The sequence below is a fragment of the Collimonas sp. NPDC087041 genome (genome assembly GCF_044745265.1).
GTDB lineage: Bacteria > Pseudomonadota > Gammaproteobacteria > Burkholderiales > Burkholderiaceae_D > Collimonas.
In genome coordinates this window covers 22259-38775 of sequence record NZ_JBIUZX010000012.1, presented here as the reverse complement: position 1 = coordinate 38775, position 16517 = coordinate 22259, and the positions used below count along the sequence as shown (strand labels likewise).

The 16517-nt window shown below is 58.8% G+C and carries 17 protein-coding genes; 4 read left to right on the top strand and 13 right to left on the bottom strand.

Annotated features, from left to right (window positions below):
- Nucleotides 1–127 precede the first annotated feature (127 nt).
- On the bottom strand, nucleotides 128–1033 hold the full coding sequence (locus tag ACIPF8_RS19845) for an alpha/beta fold hydrolase (RefSeq protein WP_400424261.1): 906 nt from the start codon (nucleotides 1031–1033) through the stop codon (nucleotides 128–130).
- A 235-nt stretch (nucleotides 1034–1268) separates the two neighbouring features.
- Nucleotides 1269–1877, bottom strand: a complete 609-nt coding sequence (locus ACIPF8_RS19840; RefSeq protein ID WP_400424519.1) for a TetR/AcrR family transcriptional regulator — start codon at nucleotides 1875–1877, stop codon at nucleotides 1269–1271.
- Between the two features lie 164 nt (nucleotides 1878–2041).
- On the opposite strand from ACIPF8_RS19840, the gene ACIPF8_RS19835 reads away from it, so the two are divergent.
- Nucleotides 2042–2470 carry a DUF3574 domain-containing protein gene (locus ACIPF8_RS19835; protein ID WP_400424258.1) on the top strand — a complete coding sequence of 143 codons (429 nt, stop codon included), beginning with the start codon at nucleotides 2042–2044 and terminating at the stop codon, nucleotides 2468–2470.
- A gap of 20 nt (nucleotides 2471–2490) precedes the next feature.
- Here ACIPF8_RS19835 and ACIPF8_RS19830 read toward each other — a convergent pair whose 3' ends face one another.
- Nucleotides 2491–2739, bottom strand: a complete 249-nt coding sequence (locus tag ACIPF8_RS19830) for an energy transducer TonB (protein ID WP_400424255.1) — start codon at nucleotides 2737–2739, stop codon at nucleotides 2491–2493.
- Between the two features lie 216 nt (nucleotides 2740–2955).
- Between ACIPF8_RS19830 and ACIPF8_RS19825 the strand changes: the two genes are divergently transcribed.
- Together ACIPF8_RS19825 and ACIPF8_RS19820 are read left to right on the top strand one after the other, a co-directional pair.
- On the top strand, nucleotides 2956–3729 hold the full coding sequence (locus tag ACIPF8_RS19825) for a DUF3050 domain-containing protein (protein WP_400424252.1): 774 nt from the start codon (nucleotides 2956–2958) through the stop codon (nucleotides 3727–3729).
- 274 nt (nucleotides 3730–4003) lie between these two features.
- Nucleotides 4004–4600 (top strand): hemerythrin domain-containing protein, encoded by a 597-nt coding sequence (locus ACIPF8_RS19820; protein ID WP_400424249.1) that lies wholly within the window; start codon nucleotides 4004–4006, stop codon nucleotides 4598–4600.
- A 57-nt stretch (nucleotides 4601–4657) separates the two neighbouring features.
- Here ACIPF8_RS19820 and mctP read toward each other — a convergent pair whose 3' ends face one another.
- Entirely contained in the window at nucleotides 4658–6169 is a 1512-nt protein-coding gene (mctP, locus tag ACIPF8_RS19815) for a monocarboxylate uptake permease MctP (RefSeq protein ID WP_400424517.1), read from the bottom strand.
- Nucleotides 6169–6348 (bottom strand): DUF3311 domain-containing protein, encoded by a 180-nt coding sequence (locus tag ACIPF8_RS19810; RefSeq protein WP_400424246.1) that lies wholly within the window; start codon nucleotides 6346–6348, stop codon nucleotides 6169–6171. The genes mctP and ACIPF8_RS19810 overlap by 1 nt, the downstream gene beginning before the upstream one ends.
- A gap of 319 nt (nucleotides 6349–6667) precedes the next feature.
- Between ACIPF8_RS19810 and ACIPF8_RS19805 the strand changes: the two genes are divergently transcribed.
- Nucleotides 6668–7096, top strand: a complete 429-nt coding sequence (locus ACIPF8_RS19805) for a molybdopterin-binding protein (RefSeq protein WP_400424244.1) — start codon at nucleotides 6668–6670, stop codon at nucleotides 7094–7096.
- A gap of 63 nt (nucleotides 7097–7159) precedes the next feature.
- Here the strand turns inward: ACIPF8_RS19805 and ACIPF8_RS19800 are convergent, their stop codons facing one another.
- From ACIPF8_RS19800 to wecB, 8 genes are all read right to left on the bottom strand, one after another.
- The gene (locus ACIPF8_RS19800; protein ID WP_400424242.1) at nucleotides 7160–7426 is read right to left on the bottom strand and encodes a hypothetical protein; all 267 of its coding nucleotides are present in this window, start codon (nucleotides 7424–7426) and stop codon (nucleotides 7160–7162) included.
- 102 nt (nucleotides 7427–7528) lie between these two features.
- Complete coding sequence (locus tag ACIPF8_RS19795) at nucleotides 7529–8428, bottom strand: hypothetical protein (protein WP_400424239.1); 900 nt, start codon at nucleotides 8426–8428, stop codon at nucleotides 7529–7531.
- Nucleotides 8425–9579 carry a YaiO family outer membrane beta-barrel protein gene (locus ACIPF8_RS19790; RefSeq protein WP_400424236.1) on the bottom strand — a complete coding sequence of 385 codons (1155 nt, stop codon included), beginning with the start codon at nucleotides 9577–9579 and terminating at the stop codon, nucleotides 8425–8427. Before ACIPF8_RS19790 ends, ACIPF8_RS19795 begins: the two co-directional genes overlap by 4 nt.
- Entirely contained in the window at nucleotides 9576–11429 is a 1854-nt protein-coding gene (locus tag ACIPF8_RS19785) for a polysaccharide deacetylase family protein (RefSeq protein ID WP_400424233.1), read from the bottom strand. Before ACIPF8_RS19785 ends, ACIPF8_RS19790 begins: the two co-directional genes overlap by 4 nt.
- Nucleotides 11426–12478 carry a hypothetical protein gene (locus ACIPF8_RS19780; RefSeq protein WP_400424230.1) on the bottom strand — a complete coding sequence of 351 codons (1053 nt, stop codon included), beginning with the start codon at nucleotides 12476–12478 and terminating at the stop codon, nucleotides 11426–11428. The genes ACIPF8_RS19785 and ACIPF8_RS19780 overlap by 4 nt, the downstream gene beginning before the upstream one ends.
- Nucleotides 12468–13541, bottom strand: a complete 1074-nt coding sequence (locus ACIPF8_RS19775; RefSeq protein ID WP_400424227.1) for a hypothetical protein — start codon at nucleotides 13539–13541, stop codon at nucleotides 12468–12470. The genes ACIPF8_RS19780 and ACIPF8_RS19775 overlap by 11 nt, the downstream gene beginning before the upstream one ends.
- Nucleotides 13538–14860 (bottom strand): glycosyltransferase, encoded by a 1323-nt coding sequence (locus ACIPF8_RS19770; protein WP_400424514.1) that lies wholly within the window; start codon nucleotides 14858–14860, stop codon nucleotides 13538–13540. The genes ACIPF8_RS19775 and ACIPF8_RS19770 overlap by 4 nt, the downstream gene beginning before the upstream one ends.
- Nucleotides 14861–15039: 179 nt before the next feature.
- Nucleotides 15040–16179: a non-hydrolyzing UDP-N-acetylglucosamine 2-epimerase gene (gene wecB / locus ACIPF8_RS19765; RefSeq protein WP_400424224.1), complete on the bottom strand. Its 1140-nt coding sequence runs from the start codon at nucleotides 16177–16179 to the stop codon at nucleotides 15040–15042.
- Between the last annotated feature and the right edge of the window lie 338 nt (nucleotides 16180–16517).

Here is a 16517-nt window from a genome sequence, read left to right as displayed (position 1 = left end):
GGGCATGATAGCAAACAGGCCGCCATTTGCGGGCTGCGTTGCATTTTTCATAGCACTCTGCGAGGCGATACGGAAACGCGCCCGCCATGGCGTGGCCGGCCATGACAGGACTGCAACATGCATGTGATTAGTTGACCGGTCCGAGGAATTGCGTCACGGCGTGGATCACGCTCGGATCCTTCAGTACCCGCCGATGTCCCAGTCCGCTTGTTTCAAGCAACCTGGCGTCGGGCAGATTTTCGATCAGCGTTTGTGCGGCAGCATAGGGCACGACACTGTCTTCGCGGTCATGCACCACCAGCGTTGGGGCGTTGATTCGCGGCGCGGTATGGATGGCGTCCATGCGTTCGAACACCATGCCTTCGCGCCCTTCCAGGTAAGACACCATGTTTGCGCGCAGCTTTTCGCGAAGGCCAAAGGCTGTGGCGTATTCGTGTGTCACCTGAATCATTGAAATCGGTGCGGAAATCAGGACCAGCTTGTGCAGGTTCAAGCCGTTTGCGGCGGCGATGCAGGCAGCGGCGCCACCCATCGAATGGCCGATCACAGTTTGCACCCGGCCCAGGCGTGCCGCGGCGTAACCGAGCGCCCGCGCAAACTGCGGCAGTGTGCTGCGCCAGGCGGCGCTGCGTCCGTGCGCCGGCTGGTCGATCAGCACGACGGCCCAGCCGGCTGCGCTCAACGCCTCGGCCAATGCCGTCAGTTGCAAGCCCCAGCCACCCCAGCCATGCGTCATCAGCAACTGCGGTGCATCTTTCGGCGCCGGCCAGTGATACAGCGTCAGCGAGGCTTGTTCAAACGGCAGCGATTCAACGCGCACGCCGGTCGGCGGGGCAAAGCGGCGCGACGCCAGCTTGCTGGGAACCGGTGTGCAGAACAGCCGAGCAGCGACTCGCGTGGCCCACTTTGCTGGCATGATTTGCGACATGTGCAAGCCAGCTCTCAGCAATGTCAGCAGGTGCGCGGGTGGCGGTGGTCTGCGCGCCGGAGTGCCTGCAGTTATCTGGGCACTCGGATTGGAGGACATGTCCATAAGGGGCTTTCTGTCGGTGGGAATGGCGGATGGTCAGGGCTGATCAAAAGAAGATGAAATCGTCGTTGCAGGCTGGAATATTCCACTCTGAAAAGTGACGCAAGCGCCACGCGCCTAGGCCGACAACTACGGCCAGGGCAATGCATCCGGCAAGAATGAACATGGCAGATTCCTTTATTCGCACGTGTGTGCGAAATTTATGCGTAAAAAATGAAGCACCGATGTAACCCGGGCTTCATCCGTGATAGTTGAAGCTACGATATGTCGAGGTCAGGCGTTCATAGGCATTGCGCACCCGCTCCTGGGCTTTGGGATCGCGCAGAAAGCGGGCGTCGTGCATCAGTCCCACCATCAGGCTGTAAATCTCGAACACCAGTTGTTCTGGGTCGGTATCGGGCCGCAAATGGCCGGCCTCCAGCGCCTGTATCACCGCGCGGCGCAGTACTGCGCGCCAGCGCAGCACGTTGTGCTGCATGCGCTCGCGGATCGGGCTATCCACATCGTCATACTCGAAAGCGCCGGCAACGTAGATGCAGCCGGTCACGTTGCAGGCCCGTGCGATCCAGTTCATCACCAGCGCATTGAGGCGCGGCAAGCCGCGCGGCATGGTCATCGCCGGTTCGAACACGGCCTCACTAAAACGCCGGTCGAACTCGTTGAGCACCGCTTCGCGCAAGGCTTCGCGTGAGCCAACGCGGGAGAACACGCCGCTTTTGCTGATATCCAGCCGCTTGGCGACCTCGCCAAGAGACAGGCTCTCCATGCCCTGGGTCGCGACCATGTCCAATGCGGTATCGATAATCGCCGCCAGCGTCAGCTCGCTTTTTTCGGTGTGGGTATCCATGTGGCGAAGTTTAGCACGCATGTGCGAAATTGGAAGCTAATTTTGGACCGGTTTGATATCCAGCTCTAAATTGTCACTGCCGAAGTTTCCCATTTCCTGTTGCTGGACCGCAGGATTGCGATAGCATTTGGCTTTCCTAAAGTTCGCGTCCATCAGGAGCCTCCATGCGTCGAATACTTTTTTGCACTTTACTGAGCGCCATGCTGCTGGCTGGCTGCGCTACCGTTCCACAAGGCAGCGACGCCGAATTGTGCAAACAGGCGAACAGCAGCAAGCAACTGCAGGCCGAATTGCTGTTCGGCCGCGATATCCATGAACGCGAACCGGTAACGGATGCCGAACGCGCCAAGTTCATGGCGGATGTGGTGACGCCGCTTTTCCCCGACGGCTTGACGACCTGGGATACACGCGGGCAATGGCGCGATGCGGCCAGCGGCAAGACTATTCAGGAAGACAGCTTCGTGATCCGAATTGTTGCTGCAGAAAGCGCGGAAACCATGACGCGCCTATCGAGCATACGCAGTGCCTATGTTGCACAGTTCCATCAGGATGCGGTGGGCTTGTTGTTTTCACGCGTCTGCGCATCGTTCTGAGCTGCTACCGGCATGGCCGCTCATGAAAATGTGTAGGCCAGATCGTGCCAATTATGCGAAGTTTTTGCACCGCGCGATTTGCTGGGGAAGCGCATGTTGGCAATTTCCCGCAGCGCCTGCGCATCGCGCTCCGGGTCGCCGCAGCTTTTCCTGATCTTCACGTCGCGCACATGTCCCGCCGTGTCCAGATAGACGCGCACCAGCACTTTGTTGCTTATGGCCGGTTTCGATTCGGCCGTTCTCGATAGCAGTTTGTCGATCAGCGTCATATCGATGCTCTTTCCCGCGGATTGTCATTCCAGCATCTTTGCAGATGCGGCCCGGTTTCGCAAATGTCTTGTGTCGGGTTTGTGTGATGTAGCGCTCGCGGGATTCCGAGATTGCGGCCGTTGTTGCATTCTTGAAATTGTTAGTTGCCACGTGGAAATATATCTGCCAATGTTATCTCGCACACAATTGTGTGTAACTTAACTTGTGGAGATAACATGGCAACTACCATTGAATCGCTTCAACTGAGCATCAAGGAAAAACATACGCTGCTGACCAACCATGCAGTTTTTTCCGCTATCCGCACGATGGAGGATTTGCGCCTGTTCATGGAATGGCATGTTTTTGCGGTCTGGGATTTCATGTCGCTGGTAAAGCGGCTCCAGTGTGACCTGACCACGGTTTCCATCCCTTGGTATCCGCCAGCGAATCCGAATGCCGCGCGCCTGATCAACGAAATCGTGCTGGGCGAAGAGTCCGATATCACGCCGCATGGCGCCATGACCCATTTCGATCTTTACCTTTCTGCGATGCAGGAAATCGGCGCATCGACACGGCAGATCAATCAATTCCTCAACGTCATCAAGAAAGGCGATCCGCTCTCGGCCGCGCTGGGGCGGGCAGAAGTCGAGCCGGCGGTCCAGCGCTTCGTCAACGCGACGATCACCACTTGCAAAAAGGCTGAGACGCATCAGGTTGTCGGCAGCTTTTTCTATGGACGGGAGAATGTCATTCCAGAGATGTTCCAGGCGCTGTTGAATACCTGGCAGATCGATCCGGCCGCCGTGCCGGAACTCAATTTCTATCTGGAGCGGCACATCGAAGTCGATTCCGGCGATCACGGTCCGGCCGCGGAGCGGATGATCAACGAAATCACCGGTGGCGATCCGATCCAGCTGCGCGAAGTGCTGGAAGCCGGGATCAGCGCAATCAACGAGCGCCATCTGCTGTGGGACAGTCTTCTGGTCGCGCTGCAGCATCGGCAGAAGTAGTCTGTGAATCGGCTGTGTTGAGCAATTAACACCTTGCCAGGGTGGGCTGGAAAACCATCCCATCCAGGCCGTTTGCACCAAAAATGGACGGATAAGCGGAACGCCGAAGTTGCGAATTCGCCGAATGGTGGGAGCGCGAATGTATCGATAAAATTACATTTGAGAAATATGTTTCCTGTTGGGAATTAATGTATTATCGTCGCGGAAACACGGCACATCTGAAACGTGTTCGAGCGCAGCGCAATTCCTATCTGCAAACAGGGAGAGATGAACCATGTGGCTGAAATCCATCTTCAATAAATCCGCGACCGTTGAGCAAGATCAGGAAAGGCCGGCCGCAAGAACGCCCGCCCCTGCTCCGGTTGCTTCGCCAGCCAGGGCTGCCGCTCCGGCAGCGGCACGGCCGGAACTGCAACCGGCGGCAAGCGCTGCTAACAACCAGATTCAATACGACGAAAAACTGATTCCTCAATTGAAGGGTGATCATGCGGCACTGCTGCTGATGTATTCGTCGGTAGCCAACAAGATGAGTACCGATGCCTGGGAAAGCATCCCGGGAGCATTACGCGAGATGCGCATGGCGATGTATGGCCACCTGCTGACTGAAGGCGTGAAGCTGTATTCGTACATGCGCCGCAATCTGGCGGAAGAGCCGAATTTACTCGAAGTGTATCGTTCCTATAAAAAGGAAATGGATGGCATCGGGCGCGTTGCGTTTGATTTTTTCGATAAATATCAAGGCAAGGACTGGCTGCTGCTGCCAGATGCACGCACTGGTTTCAAGGGCGAGTTTGAAAATCTCGGCAAGGTGCTGGTCGACCGCATTACCCGCGAAGAAAACATCCTCTATCCTCTGTACCTGCCCTCATAAACGATTCCCGCAACAGGCAAGCCGCACTGGCTTGCCTGCCACCTCAGCGCCAAGTCTTTAGCGCACCGCGCCGTCTGGTGCCAGTTCATCCTTGATCGCCCCGCGTTCACCGAGTATCACCTGCAGCACCGAAGCCACCGCGATATTCAATAGCAGCGCCAGCAATCCGGTATAAACGGTATAGCTGCTGCCACCCAGCACCAGCGTATGCACCGGCTTGATGCCGTCGGCGAATGCCAGCCAGCTGCCGCCGGCCAATCCCACGGCCCAGCCGGCCAGCAGCGCCGGTGCGCGGTACCAGCGGAAGAACAGACCGAACACCACCGCCGGAAAGGTTTGCAGAATCCACAAGCCGCCCAGCAGTTGCATGTCGATGGCAAATTTGGTCGGCAGGAACAGGATGAAGATCAGCGCGCCGACCTTGACCAGCAGCGAGACGATCTTGGCCACTTTCTGTTCGCCCGCCGGGCTGATCTCCGGGTTCACATAAGGCTTCCAGAAATTGCGGGTGAACAGGTTGGAGGCGCCGATCGACATGACTGCTGCCGGCACCAGCGCGCCGATGGCAATCGCGGCAAACGCGAAGCCGCTGAACCAGCTCGGGAATAGTGCATTGAACAGCGCCGGCACCACATCGTTATTGTTGCTGACGGTGAGCTTGGCCGCGTAAGCCATGAAGCCGAGCAGTGCGATCAATCCGAGCAGCACGGTATAGGCAGGCAGGAAAACGGCGTTCTTGCGAATCGTGTCGGCGCTCTTGGCTGCAAAGATCCCGGTCAGCGTGTGCGGATACATGAAGGCTGCCAACGCCGAGCCAAGCGCCAGTGTGGCAAACGGCAGCAGCTGTTGCGGCTGCAGGGTGAGGCCGGTGGCGCCGCCTTTGGCAGCGAATGCTTCGCCGGCGGAAGCGAACACGGCGCTATAGCCGCCGAGCTTCATCGGCACCAGCACCACCGCAACCAGCACCACGATGTAGATCATCAAATCCTTGACGAAGGCGATCAGCGCCGGCGCCCGCAACCCCGCCGAATAGGTGTACAGCGCCAGGATCACGAATGCCGCCGCCAGCGGCAGCTCGCCCGTCAAGCCCAGCGCCTTGATCACTACTTCCATGCCGACCAGTTGCAACGCGATGTATGGCATGGTGGCGACGACGCCGGTGAGCGCAATCGCGAATTCGAGCTGGCGTGAGCCGTAGCGTCCGTACACGACATCGGCGGCAGTCACGTGGCCGGCGCGGTGCGCGGCATGCCACAGTCGCGGCATGATAAGGAATACGATCGGATAGACGATGATCGTATAGGGCAGTGCGAAGAATCCGTAGGCGCCCACCGCGTACACCAGCGCCGGTACGGCGATCACGGTGTAGGCGGTATAGAAATCGCCGCCGACCAGGAACCAGGTGATCCAGGTGCCGAAGTTGCGGCCGCCCAGGCCCCATTCGTCGAGATGCGCACCTTTGTTGGCTTTGCCGCTTTGCCAGCGCGATGCAGCAAAGCCCATCACCGTCACCAGCACGAAGAAAAAGATGAAGACGCTGAGCGCGGTCCAGTTGACTTGGGTGGGCATCATTCAACTCCCTTGCGCACGCCATGGCGATACACGATCCAGATCAGCAGCGAGGTGAGCGGCACCCACAGCAACTGGTACCAGTAAAAGAAAGGAAAGCCGAACAAGGAGGGCAGTTCGTTGTTATAAAACGGCACCCATAACAAACCGATGAAGGGCAATAAAAGCAGACTCCACATGCTGAACTCCTTGCGTTAAGTTGGCAACCAGGCTTACTTGCGGCTCCCGCTGCGCAGCATCAGCATGCCGCCGGCAATCGGGAAAAAAACATACATCGTCATTCGTCTGGAATGGATTCTACGCCCGTTTTCCGATGCTTACAGCGGACCGCTTCGGCATGCCTCAACTCACTCCTTGGCCGGATTCGTCACCGCCGAAAATCCATAGGCGACTAGCGCTTTTCGGGCTTCGGAACTGAGTTCGAAGCGTCGGCAAGTAATGAACAGGACTACAATTGGAAATTCGCTTCCCCCCTAATCCGTCAGAAAGGACTCCGACATGTTGACCAGCGCACGCAATCAATTCACAGGAAAAGTCAGCGCCATCCAGGAAGGCGCAGTCAACGATGAGGTGGAAATTACCCTGGCGGGTGGCGATCGCCTGGTAGCCGTCATTACGCGCTCAAGCACCAAATCGCTCGGCCTGAAGGTTGGTGGTGAAGCCTTGGCCCTGGTCAAGGCGCCCTGGATCATCCTGGCGAACCCGGATGCCGGTGTAAAGCTCTCCACGCGCAATCGCCTGGAAGGTCATGTCAAGGGAATCAAGCCGGGCGCGGTGAACGCCGAAGTCGACATTACCTTGAAGGGCGGCGAAACCCTGGCGGCGATCGTGACGCTGGAAAGCGTCGAAGGATTGGGACTGGCCACCGGCAAGCCTGTTGTTGCCTTCTTCAAGGCTTCCCATGTGGTGGTTGGCGTCAAGGCTTGATGAGGATTTTTCTGATTGAAGGGCGGGGCGATGCAATGTCGCCCGCCGTTGCGCATTTCCGAATCAGGCAGCGAGCCCTTTTACCAGGACTTCGGCGACCACTTCATTGAGGTCGAGCTGGCGTTCCTTTGCCAGCGTTTGCAGTTGTAACACCAGTTCGCTGTTGAGCTTGACCGCAAACGGCACCAGGCCGAGTGCCTGATCGCGCTTGCGCTGTTCGCGCCGATCCAGTGCAACGGTTTCGCCGTTGCCAAAGCTTGCGGCGTTGGGGGCGCTCATTTTTCCCATGAGCTTTTTGGCGTCGCTCTTTGCCATTCCAGTCTTTTTCATAACGTGTCCTTATCGTTTAACAATGGCTGATGCGCGCAGTATAAGCCGCGCCGCATTACCGCAGGTTTATTTGCATTGCCGGCGAGGGCAAGCAACGACATGTTATTCGCGCCGTTTCCAGCTCATGGCCCAGGAATAAAACCCGACCAGGGCGCCGAACTGCAACAGGCTGGAACCCAGCAGGTAGATCAGCGGATGCCACAGCAATGAATATTCCTGCATGATCCAGGCCGCGAACGTGTACTGGAAGGGTGTCAGTACAATCAGGTAAAGCACGCCGATCAGCGACAGCAGTATTTTGCGCACAATGCCAAAATCGAAGATGTTGTACAACAACGCATAGATCCACGGCGTCAGCAGGATCAGCACCATCGACGACTGTGTCAGCGCCGAGATGGACGAGGCCGACTGATAGGGGAATTCGGCCGCCCAGAAAAAGAAATAGAACTGACTGGCGACCTGGATTATGCCAACCACACGCAAGGCATAGGATATCGGCAGCATGCGCGCCGGCAGCAAGGTGGTGCCGAACAGCAGCGCGATGGTAATCAGCATGCCGCTCCACCATTGCAGCGGATCGGGAAGCGCCGCCTGGACGTAGGCGTAAGGCACGGTGTCAATTCCGGGAAAAGAAGTCTTGTCGGCCTTCAATAGCACCTCGCTACCCAGACCATTGACCCAGAACCTGATGATTGCCGACCACAGTTCGGCAATCCATGGCCACGCCAACAGCGTACAAAAGAAGATGATCGCCGGCACCAGCAAGACATCGACCCAGCGGCTGGGCGGGAAAGGCAGGCGGCGCAGGGCGCGGTGCGTCTGGATCAGTTGGCCGCCAAAGCCGGCGAAACGCGGGTTGATGACAGCGCGCCGGCGTGGTTTGTCATGCGCCTGTTTTTTACCGGGTTTGATCGGTAGCGTACCGTCAGGCATGCCGCTTGCCGCTTCCGACACTTGCTCTGCGTCGGTTGCATCGGCAGCGGCATCTTGCCTCGGTTTCATCTAAAACTCCAGCGCCAGCCAAGATTGAGTGAGAGGCGGTCATAGGCTGGGCTAAGGTAGTATTCCAGCCCCGCCAGCAGCATGCTGTCCCGGCTTACCCTTTGGCGCAACTGGACGTTGATCGTATTGCTTTTGAAGTTCACCAGTTCCGGACCGCCCGGCAGGACCTTGTAGGTTTCCTTGGCGTGTTCGTAACGAATGATGATGGCGCGCTGATCGTCGTTGCCGAAGGTCGCGGCTATGTATTCGCTGGGGCCGAGTATGTCGCCGGGATCGGCCCAGTTCAGGCGCACGCCGCCTTCTATCACGATGCCGGTGAAATAGGCCAGGCCGGTGAACAGCAGGCCCTGGTCGGAGCGCTCGAGTTCATTGCCCTTGGCGTAGTAAGCGCCAACGCCGGCCACGTACTGCCGTTCGCTGCCGAATTTTCGATATCCGGTGGCGTCGACGCGCCAGCTCGGGAACAGCGGGCTATTGCCAATGCCGACGCCGACATTGGTGTAATAGTCTTCAGAGAAATCGTGCGTCAGCGAGACGTTGCCGTAGTTGCCGGAAAATCCGAAGCGGGACTGCTGCGTCAATTCTCCCTGCACCACGCCGGCCGCCGTTACCGCCATGCCGCGCAGCGAGAATGCGCGGGCGTAGCCATAGCCGTTGGTCATCTTGCCATCGCTGCCAATCAGTTCGAGCGCGGCGCGTTCGGGCGGCAGTTCCGTCGGTGCTGCGGCAGGTGCTTCGGGAGGCGCCACAGGGACGGCGTGGTCCTCGAATGCAACGGCCGGGGCAGCGCTGGCCGGCATGTCGCCGGCTGCGGCTGGCGTGGATTCGTTGGTTTCTGTATTGGTTGCCGGCGGCGGAAACTGTGTAGCTGATGCCGCTGGGGCAGGAGCAGGAGCAGAAACAGGTGCGGGTGCGGGGGCGCTCGCAGCAGCCGAGGCGATCTGTGCGTCTGGCGCGGCGGGCATATTTTGTATGGGCAGCAGGCGCGGATGCTGTAAAGCAGGTACAGGTATGGAAAAGTCCTCATCGGCGGCGATAGCGCTGGTCGCGCAGCCGAAGGAAATGCCTAATGTGACCAGCGCTGTTGCTGTTGCCGATGTCTTTTGGCGAGCCGGACGATGGACGCCTTCGTTGCGGGTAAAAGTATTCAATGCAGTGCTTTCTTTATCAACGGTGTTGAAATGCGCAATTGCTTGACGTCGGCGGCGATCACTGCCCAGGTATCTCCGCGCTGTTCTACCTTGGCCTGGCCGGCGTTGACCCGCGGCTCGGAGTACAGCGCGATGGGAAATAGCCAGGTTAGTTGGTTCAGTGAAGCGGCATTGGCGGCATCGATCACCACGCTCTCGTTGTCATTGGAAATGTTCCACACGGTCTGCTCGCGGCGGCTCATGAAGTGCGCCAGGTCGGTCATCGTGCGCCAGCGGAAACGGCCTTCCTTGGCGGCGGCGTCGGCGGCGAGCATCAGCTGGTTGATGGCGTCGGGATACAGGACAGCTCCTGGCGGATGGAAGTAAATCAATCGTATCTGCCCGGTATTCTCGGTAAATTTCACCAGTGAAGTCAACCAGTTGCTGATTTCACTTTCTGGAAGATGCTCGGTGTAGGCTTCTTCGATCGTGCTGATGTGGCCGTAGGTCTGTACCGGGAACGACCAGATGTGGCCATCGCGGCGGCCGTCGCGGTAGGTGTGGGTCGGTCCCTGGCCGATATTCCCGGTGAAATAATAGGCGTCGACATGCTGCGCATCGAGCCAGTCGGTGACCCACACCGGCTGGTTGCCGGTAGGGGCGGAATATTCGGTCTGGTCGTGACCGATCAGGCGCTTGATCGCATCCGCATTCTGTTCCAGGTAGGTGGTCATTTGCGCCTCGTTGCTGTCGGACAGATGCTTGCCGAACCAGTCGTGGATCCAGCCGCCGTGGCTGCCGATTTCATTGCCCTGCGCAAGCAGGGTACGCAGCGTTTCCTGGAATGCCTTGTTATTGTTCAGGTCGACGCCGAGACCGTCGCCGAATTCGCGCTGATCCGGACCGGCAGTCACATGAATGCTGAACGGGCCACGCTTGAATACGCCAGCCTTGATCAGCTGCTCCATGGCCGGAATGCATATCTTGGCGTCGCAGTGCCAGTTCAGCACCAGGCCGCCGATCGCTTCAGGCGCCGCCGACAGCTGCGGCTGGCCCATGATCCGGTTGGCAAAATAATGCAGGAAGCCATGCATCAGGATGCCGTCGGTGCGTAGTTTCAGATAACCCAGCGGTAGATTGACGAATAGCACCTGGCCTTTGCCGAACGGATGTTCGCCGGCAATCACGGTTTTATCCTGGGCCTGCATGCGTATCGTGCCGGCATAGGTGTCGCCGGTGTGCAGGACCGGGTAGCGCAAGGTGTCCTCGCCGTAGCCGGAGACGACGGCCTGCCCGCCGCTCTCGATCCAGCGTCCCGGTGGCAGGTTCAGCGCCTGCATCATCTGCGGACTGCCGGAGATGGTGGGGTTGAACGACATCTTGTCGTGCAGCTTGCTATACAGGGCATAGGGCGTACCGGCCAGCGTTGAAAAGCGCGACGCCGGTTCCGCGTAGTAGCCGTTCTCGTCCAGTACGCCGGCATCGCCGACCAGCATCAATGCGCCGCCGTGCTCTACAAAACGACTGATCTGGTTGACGAAGGCGGTGCTGATCTGGCGGTGGATGGTGTCAGGCAGTATCGCGCCGGCAAACGGCCGCTCGCCCTGCAAGCCGCGCCGTGCAAACTCCGATGCAGTAACGGCTTCCAGCCGGACGCCTTCTTCAGAAGCGGCATCCAGCCACGCCGACGCATACAGGCGATTGGCTTCCGGCAGGTTGTCCGGCAGGATCAGCGCGATGGCGTCGCTTGACCAGCGCGCCGGAGCGACTTCCCGGATGCGTTCGACCCAGACGGCGGCGGCGCCAACAATGGTGATCACCAATAGCGCCAGCCCCGCCTTGTTCCATTTGCTTCGGCCCGCCGCGCTCATGGCGATTTCTCTGTGGCGGAAGATTGCAGTGCATGGCTCAAGCCAGTTCGCACACCTTCTTCGACGACATTCCAGCGGCCCGCAACACGCCAGGCATCGGCATTCTTGAGCCAGGCGCGGGCGCTTGCCTGATCACCCGAGAGATAGGCGGCCCAGGCGATCAGCCCCCATGGGAAATGATCGCTTTCTCCGGCCAGCCATTTTTCACCGTAGCGTTCTTTCCAGACTTGCCAGTAGCGCGCACCACTGGCGCCGTGGCGCAGTTGGTACAGCCACAGATAAACCGGCGCCACCGCATTCGGGTAGAAGCCGTAAGGCGTCGGCGGCACGCTGGCGCGTTGCGGTTCGAGAGCGCCATTCGGATCGTAGCCATAATTTTGACGCAGCCCTTTTTGCATGCTGGCAGCGCTTGGCAAAGCTGCCAGCTGCACGGCAAAGCGGCTGCTTGCCGCGCGGTCATGGCGCAAATAGGCGAGTGCGCCGATGACTTCGACGTTATCGGCAAAATAAGCCGCAGTGCCGCCGGACAGGGCGCGAAAGGTTTGCTGTGCCGGGTTCCACAGGGTTGCCAGGTTTTCCAGCGACCTGATGCAACTGGCGGCCAATACTTCATCGTTCGGCAGAATTTCGGCTGCGGCCAGGCACCAGAGCGCGTCCAGGGAATCGTCGGCGTCGGCCGGTCCGCAAGCCAGCCAATCGTTGGCGCCGCTGCGGCAGACCCGAGGGAAGGGGCCGTTAGCTTGCTGGAACGGCAGCAGCCAATGACCGAAAGCCGAAGTGGCCTGGGTCACGTCGACGCCCAGGCGATGCGCCGCCAGCAGAGCTTTCAGCGCGAAATAAGGTTCGACATAATCGCCTTTGGCAAAGACTGTGATGGCGCCATTGGGCAAGGAAAAATCGGCAAACATGGGAGCGTCCGGAGAATTGTCTGCCGCGGTCGCCGGCACAACCTGGCAGAGACTGAGAAAGCCGATGGCCGCAAGCAACCGCGACGATGTCGTTCGCATGGCGCGGGCAACGCGTGTCAAGTGACGCCAATCAGGCTGCATGGTTGGCCTCCGTGGGCATCACCGTCGCACCGTCCTGGGTCGTTATCACGCCATGCACGACGCAGCCGGCGGCAATCGATAATTTCCTGCAGATCATGGTGGTGGGGGCATCCGGCGTACCGATGCGGCAATCCGGGCCGATGACTATATCGTTCTGGCTGATCACCGGGCCGAGTACCGAGCATCCCCGCGCCAGCACAATATTCTTGTTGGAGACGATGCTGCCGGCAATCGCGCTTCCTTGTTCCAACTGCAAATCGCCGTACGTCTTGATGTTGCCGAATACCGTCGTGCCGGAGCGGATCAGGTACGGCCCGCGCACCACGAAGTCGCCGTCCTGGATCGCCTGCGGCGATTGCTGTGCACCGTCGTCGAAGACATGGCGCACCCGGAAAGGACGCGCTGGCGGCGCTGCCTCGGCGGTGCTTGCAGACGCGCCGAAACGCATGTCCGGCGCACCGGCCCGCACGAATCGGCTGCCGGCGGAAAACAGGATTTCCGTGATCGCAGTAATGCGTCCGTCAATCGATGCGTTGCTGCCGACACGGATGCACGGGGCGTCAATCCAGCGATGCACGACCGTATCGGCGCCAAGCGTGATGGCGCCTTGCGCCGAACAGGCGCGCAGGCTGGCGCCGTCGCCGACCGCAAGGTTGGATGCGGCGAACAGATCGGCCTGGGTTTGGCTGCCTGGCGGCAGGATGGCGTCGTGCACGAAAATGACGATGCCGTTCGTTTGCCGTAATATATTCAAGGTCGCGGGATAGTAGTCGGCAGGGTTGCCGTCGCTGAACTGCTGATGCACGATGTTCAGGTTGTTGCCGATGCTGACGGTGCGATCGGTTTGCAGAAGCCGCAGCTTCGCGAAGTCGACGCCTGGCATGTTGAGAATGCGCTGGCGAAAACTGTCGGCGAAATAGCGCAGATTGTTTACTTCGTTTCTGCGTACCGGCAGCGGCGCCACATCGGTCGGACGCAGCCACTCGGCCACCGCTGGAATGAAGGGCAAGAAAAGGATGGAGATCACGCTGAACAGTAATAGCGCCGGAAACAGCATGTTCAAGTTGCCTTCCCGCCGAATGTAACGGGGGTAGTGGTCGGCGTGTTTTCCAGTGGCGATATCAGGTCCTGGATCGGTGAAGCCGGGGTGATCCTGAATCTTTCGGTTTTGTGCCATACCAGTTCGCGCTTTCGTATCGCATCCAGGATCTGGCTGACAGCCGCGCGCGAGATCGAGACCAGGCTGATCAGGAAGCCGAATATGTTCAGCGGCAGCAGGCGGATGCGGTTGCGATTACCATCCAGGTAGGTGGCGGCCGCCATTTCAAAAAAGGCCGCGTTGGTGCCGAATGCGCCGTAGGCCACCATGCCGCTCAAGGCCAGCCAGCCGAACAGCCACTGATGCGACGTCATGAAGAACTGGATGATGGTCAATGCCCAGCCGACCAGCAACAGCGGCGGCATGATGAATACGCAAAGCAGTAGCGCACCGTCGACTCTTTCGCGCAGGCTGATGCGGCGATTTTTCAGCAGGCGCATCAGGTTGCGGCCCATCACCTGGTTGTGGCCGCGCGACCATCTGCTGATCTGCCGAATCCTGACCGGCCACACCTCGGGCACCTCTTCATAGCATTCGGAACGGTTTTGATACACGGTCTTCCAGCCGTGCTGCAAAAGACGGAACGTCACATCGGTATCTTCGGCCAGCATGTCGATATTCCAGCCGCCGATTTCCTCCAGCGCACAACGCCGCACGCCGCCGACAGTGCCGCCATACTGCGGCACCAGGCCGAGGTTCATGCGCGCCGCCTGGTCGACCTGATAGCCGCCGGCGCGTTCCAGATCGAGCAGGCGTGTCAGCAGATTGGCGCCGGCATTGATGGGAACGACGCGTCCCATGATGGCGCCGACTTCCGGATCGAAGAATGGCGCGACCAACTGTTTGATCAGGCCGCGCGCCGGCAGGTAATCGGCATCGAATACGATAATGATTTCGGCCTGGATTTTTTCGGTGGCGTCGCGCAATGCCGCGGCTTTACCTGGACGTCCTTCGCTGCGGTGGAACAGCATGAAGCGGTCCGGGTTTGCTGCGGCAATGCGATCGATGATTTCACGGGTGCCGTCGGTAGAGCGATCGTTCATCGGCATGATGATCAATTTGTCGCGCGGGTAATCGACTTCGAGCAGGGCGTGCAAGGCGTCGGCGATCACCCGTTCTTCGTTGTGGGCGGCAACACAGACCACCACTTGCGGCCAGGAAGCCTGCTCGATGTCGAGATAGGGCTGGCGCTGCCGGCCGAACAGGCGGTTGAGGGTGAACAGGTAGTGCCGGATCGTATAGATAACCAACAGGAAGATGAGGCAGCCGAGTACGGCTGTCATCAGGTCCAGTTCGATCAGGCGCAGATCGAAATGCAGCGGCGGCGATTGCTGTTCGGCTGCCGTTGCGATGGCGGGGAATAACACGCATGACGCAGACAAACATCCATATCTCGCTGCCAGGCGCAGCACATGAAGCGGGTAACGCATGATCGACTCCCTGAATTGCTCGGCTGCCGAATTTATTGCATCGCTTTTGCCGGCAATGGTGCTTGTTCTACTTGGGCAGATATCTCTGCACCGAATTCATCTATGGATCTTCCGCACAGCACATCGACGATACGCTCCGAGGCGCGTCCGTCCCCATAGGGATTGACGCGATGCGTCGCCTGCCGCCAGGCGTCGTCGTCATCGTAGAGCCTGGCAACTGCTGCGCTGATACGTGCCGAATCGGTGCCCACCAGTTGTACCGTGCCGGCCGCAACCGCTTCCGGACGCTCGGTGACGTTGCGCATCACCAGCACCGGCTTGCCCAGCGACGGCGCCTCTTCTTGCACACCGCCGGAGTCAGTCAGTATCACATGGGCACGCTGCATTAAACGTACAAACAGTAAATAATCCAGCGGTTCGATCAAATGGACGTTCGACAAGTGTGAGAGGGCGGCCTGCACCGGCCCTTGCACATTCGGATTCAGATGCACCGGATAGACGATTTGTATGTCGGAGCGACGCGCCAGTTTTGCCAGTGCATCGCAGATTTCGGCAAAACCGTTGCCAAAATTTTCACGTCGATGGCCGGTTACCAGCAATAGCTTGCGGTCCGGTTTGAGATAGGGAAAGTGAGCGTCGAGGCTATGGCGCAGCTGTATATCCTGGTCGATCCGCTCGGTGGTCAGGCGCAACGCGTCAATCACCGTGTTGCCGGTGATGATGATGCGGCCTGCCAGATGCTCGCTAGCGAGATTGGACTTGGAACCGGCGGTCGGGGCAAACAGCAAATCGCTGACCACATCGACAAAGCGGCGGTTCATTTCTTCCGGCCAGGGTTGGCTCAGATCACCGGTGCGCAGGCCGGCTTCGACATGCGCCACCGGTATGCGCCGATGAAAGGCCGCCAGTGCCGCCATCATCGCTGTCGTGGTGTCGCCATGCACCAGGACCCGATCCGGCTTGACCGCTTCCAGCACCGGATCAAGCAAGGAGATCAGGCGTGCGCTCAAGCCGTTCAGCGTCTGGTTTGGCAGCATCACATCCAGGCTGTGGTCAACCTTGATCTGAAACAGATCCAGTACCTGCTGCAGCATGAGCCGATGCTGGCCGGTGACGCAAACCAGCGATTCGATGCCTGCTTCGCGCGCAAGCGCCTTGACGACTGGAGCCATTTTGACGGCTTCCGGGCGTGTACCAAAGATGGATAGGACTTTCAATTTCACCCTCGACTGGTCGGGTTAACTGCGACCCTGTTGAGATAAGTTTCGCGAGGTCCTGTGTTCTATGCTTGAAACGGATGCTGAAGTGGTCCTGACACTGAATCTAGAGGCGCCGCTGCCATAGCCGCAGGAATGAGCGGCTGCAGACATCTGAGGCATACCCGTTTTCCATCATGATAAATTTCCATGGGGAAATATCAATTCAGTCTAGGTGACATGACTACTTAATGCAAATATTATAATAAATAACGATTAGTTTTGTTGTTAAGTTATTATTAAATTGTTATTTA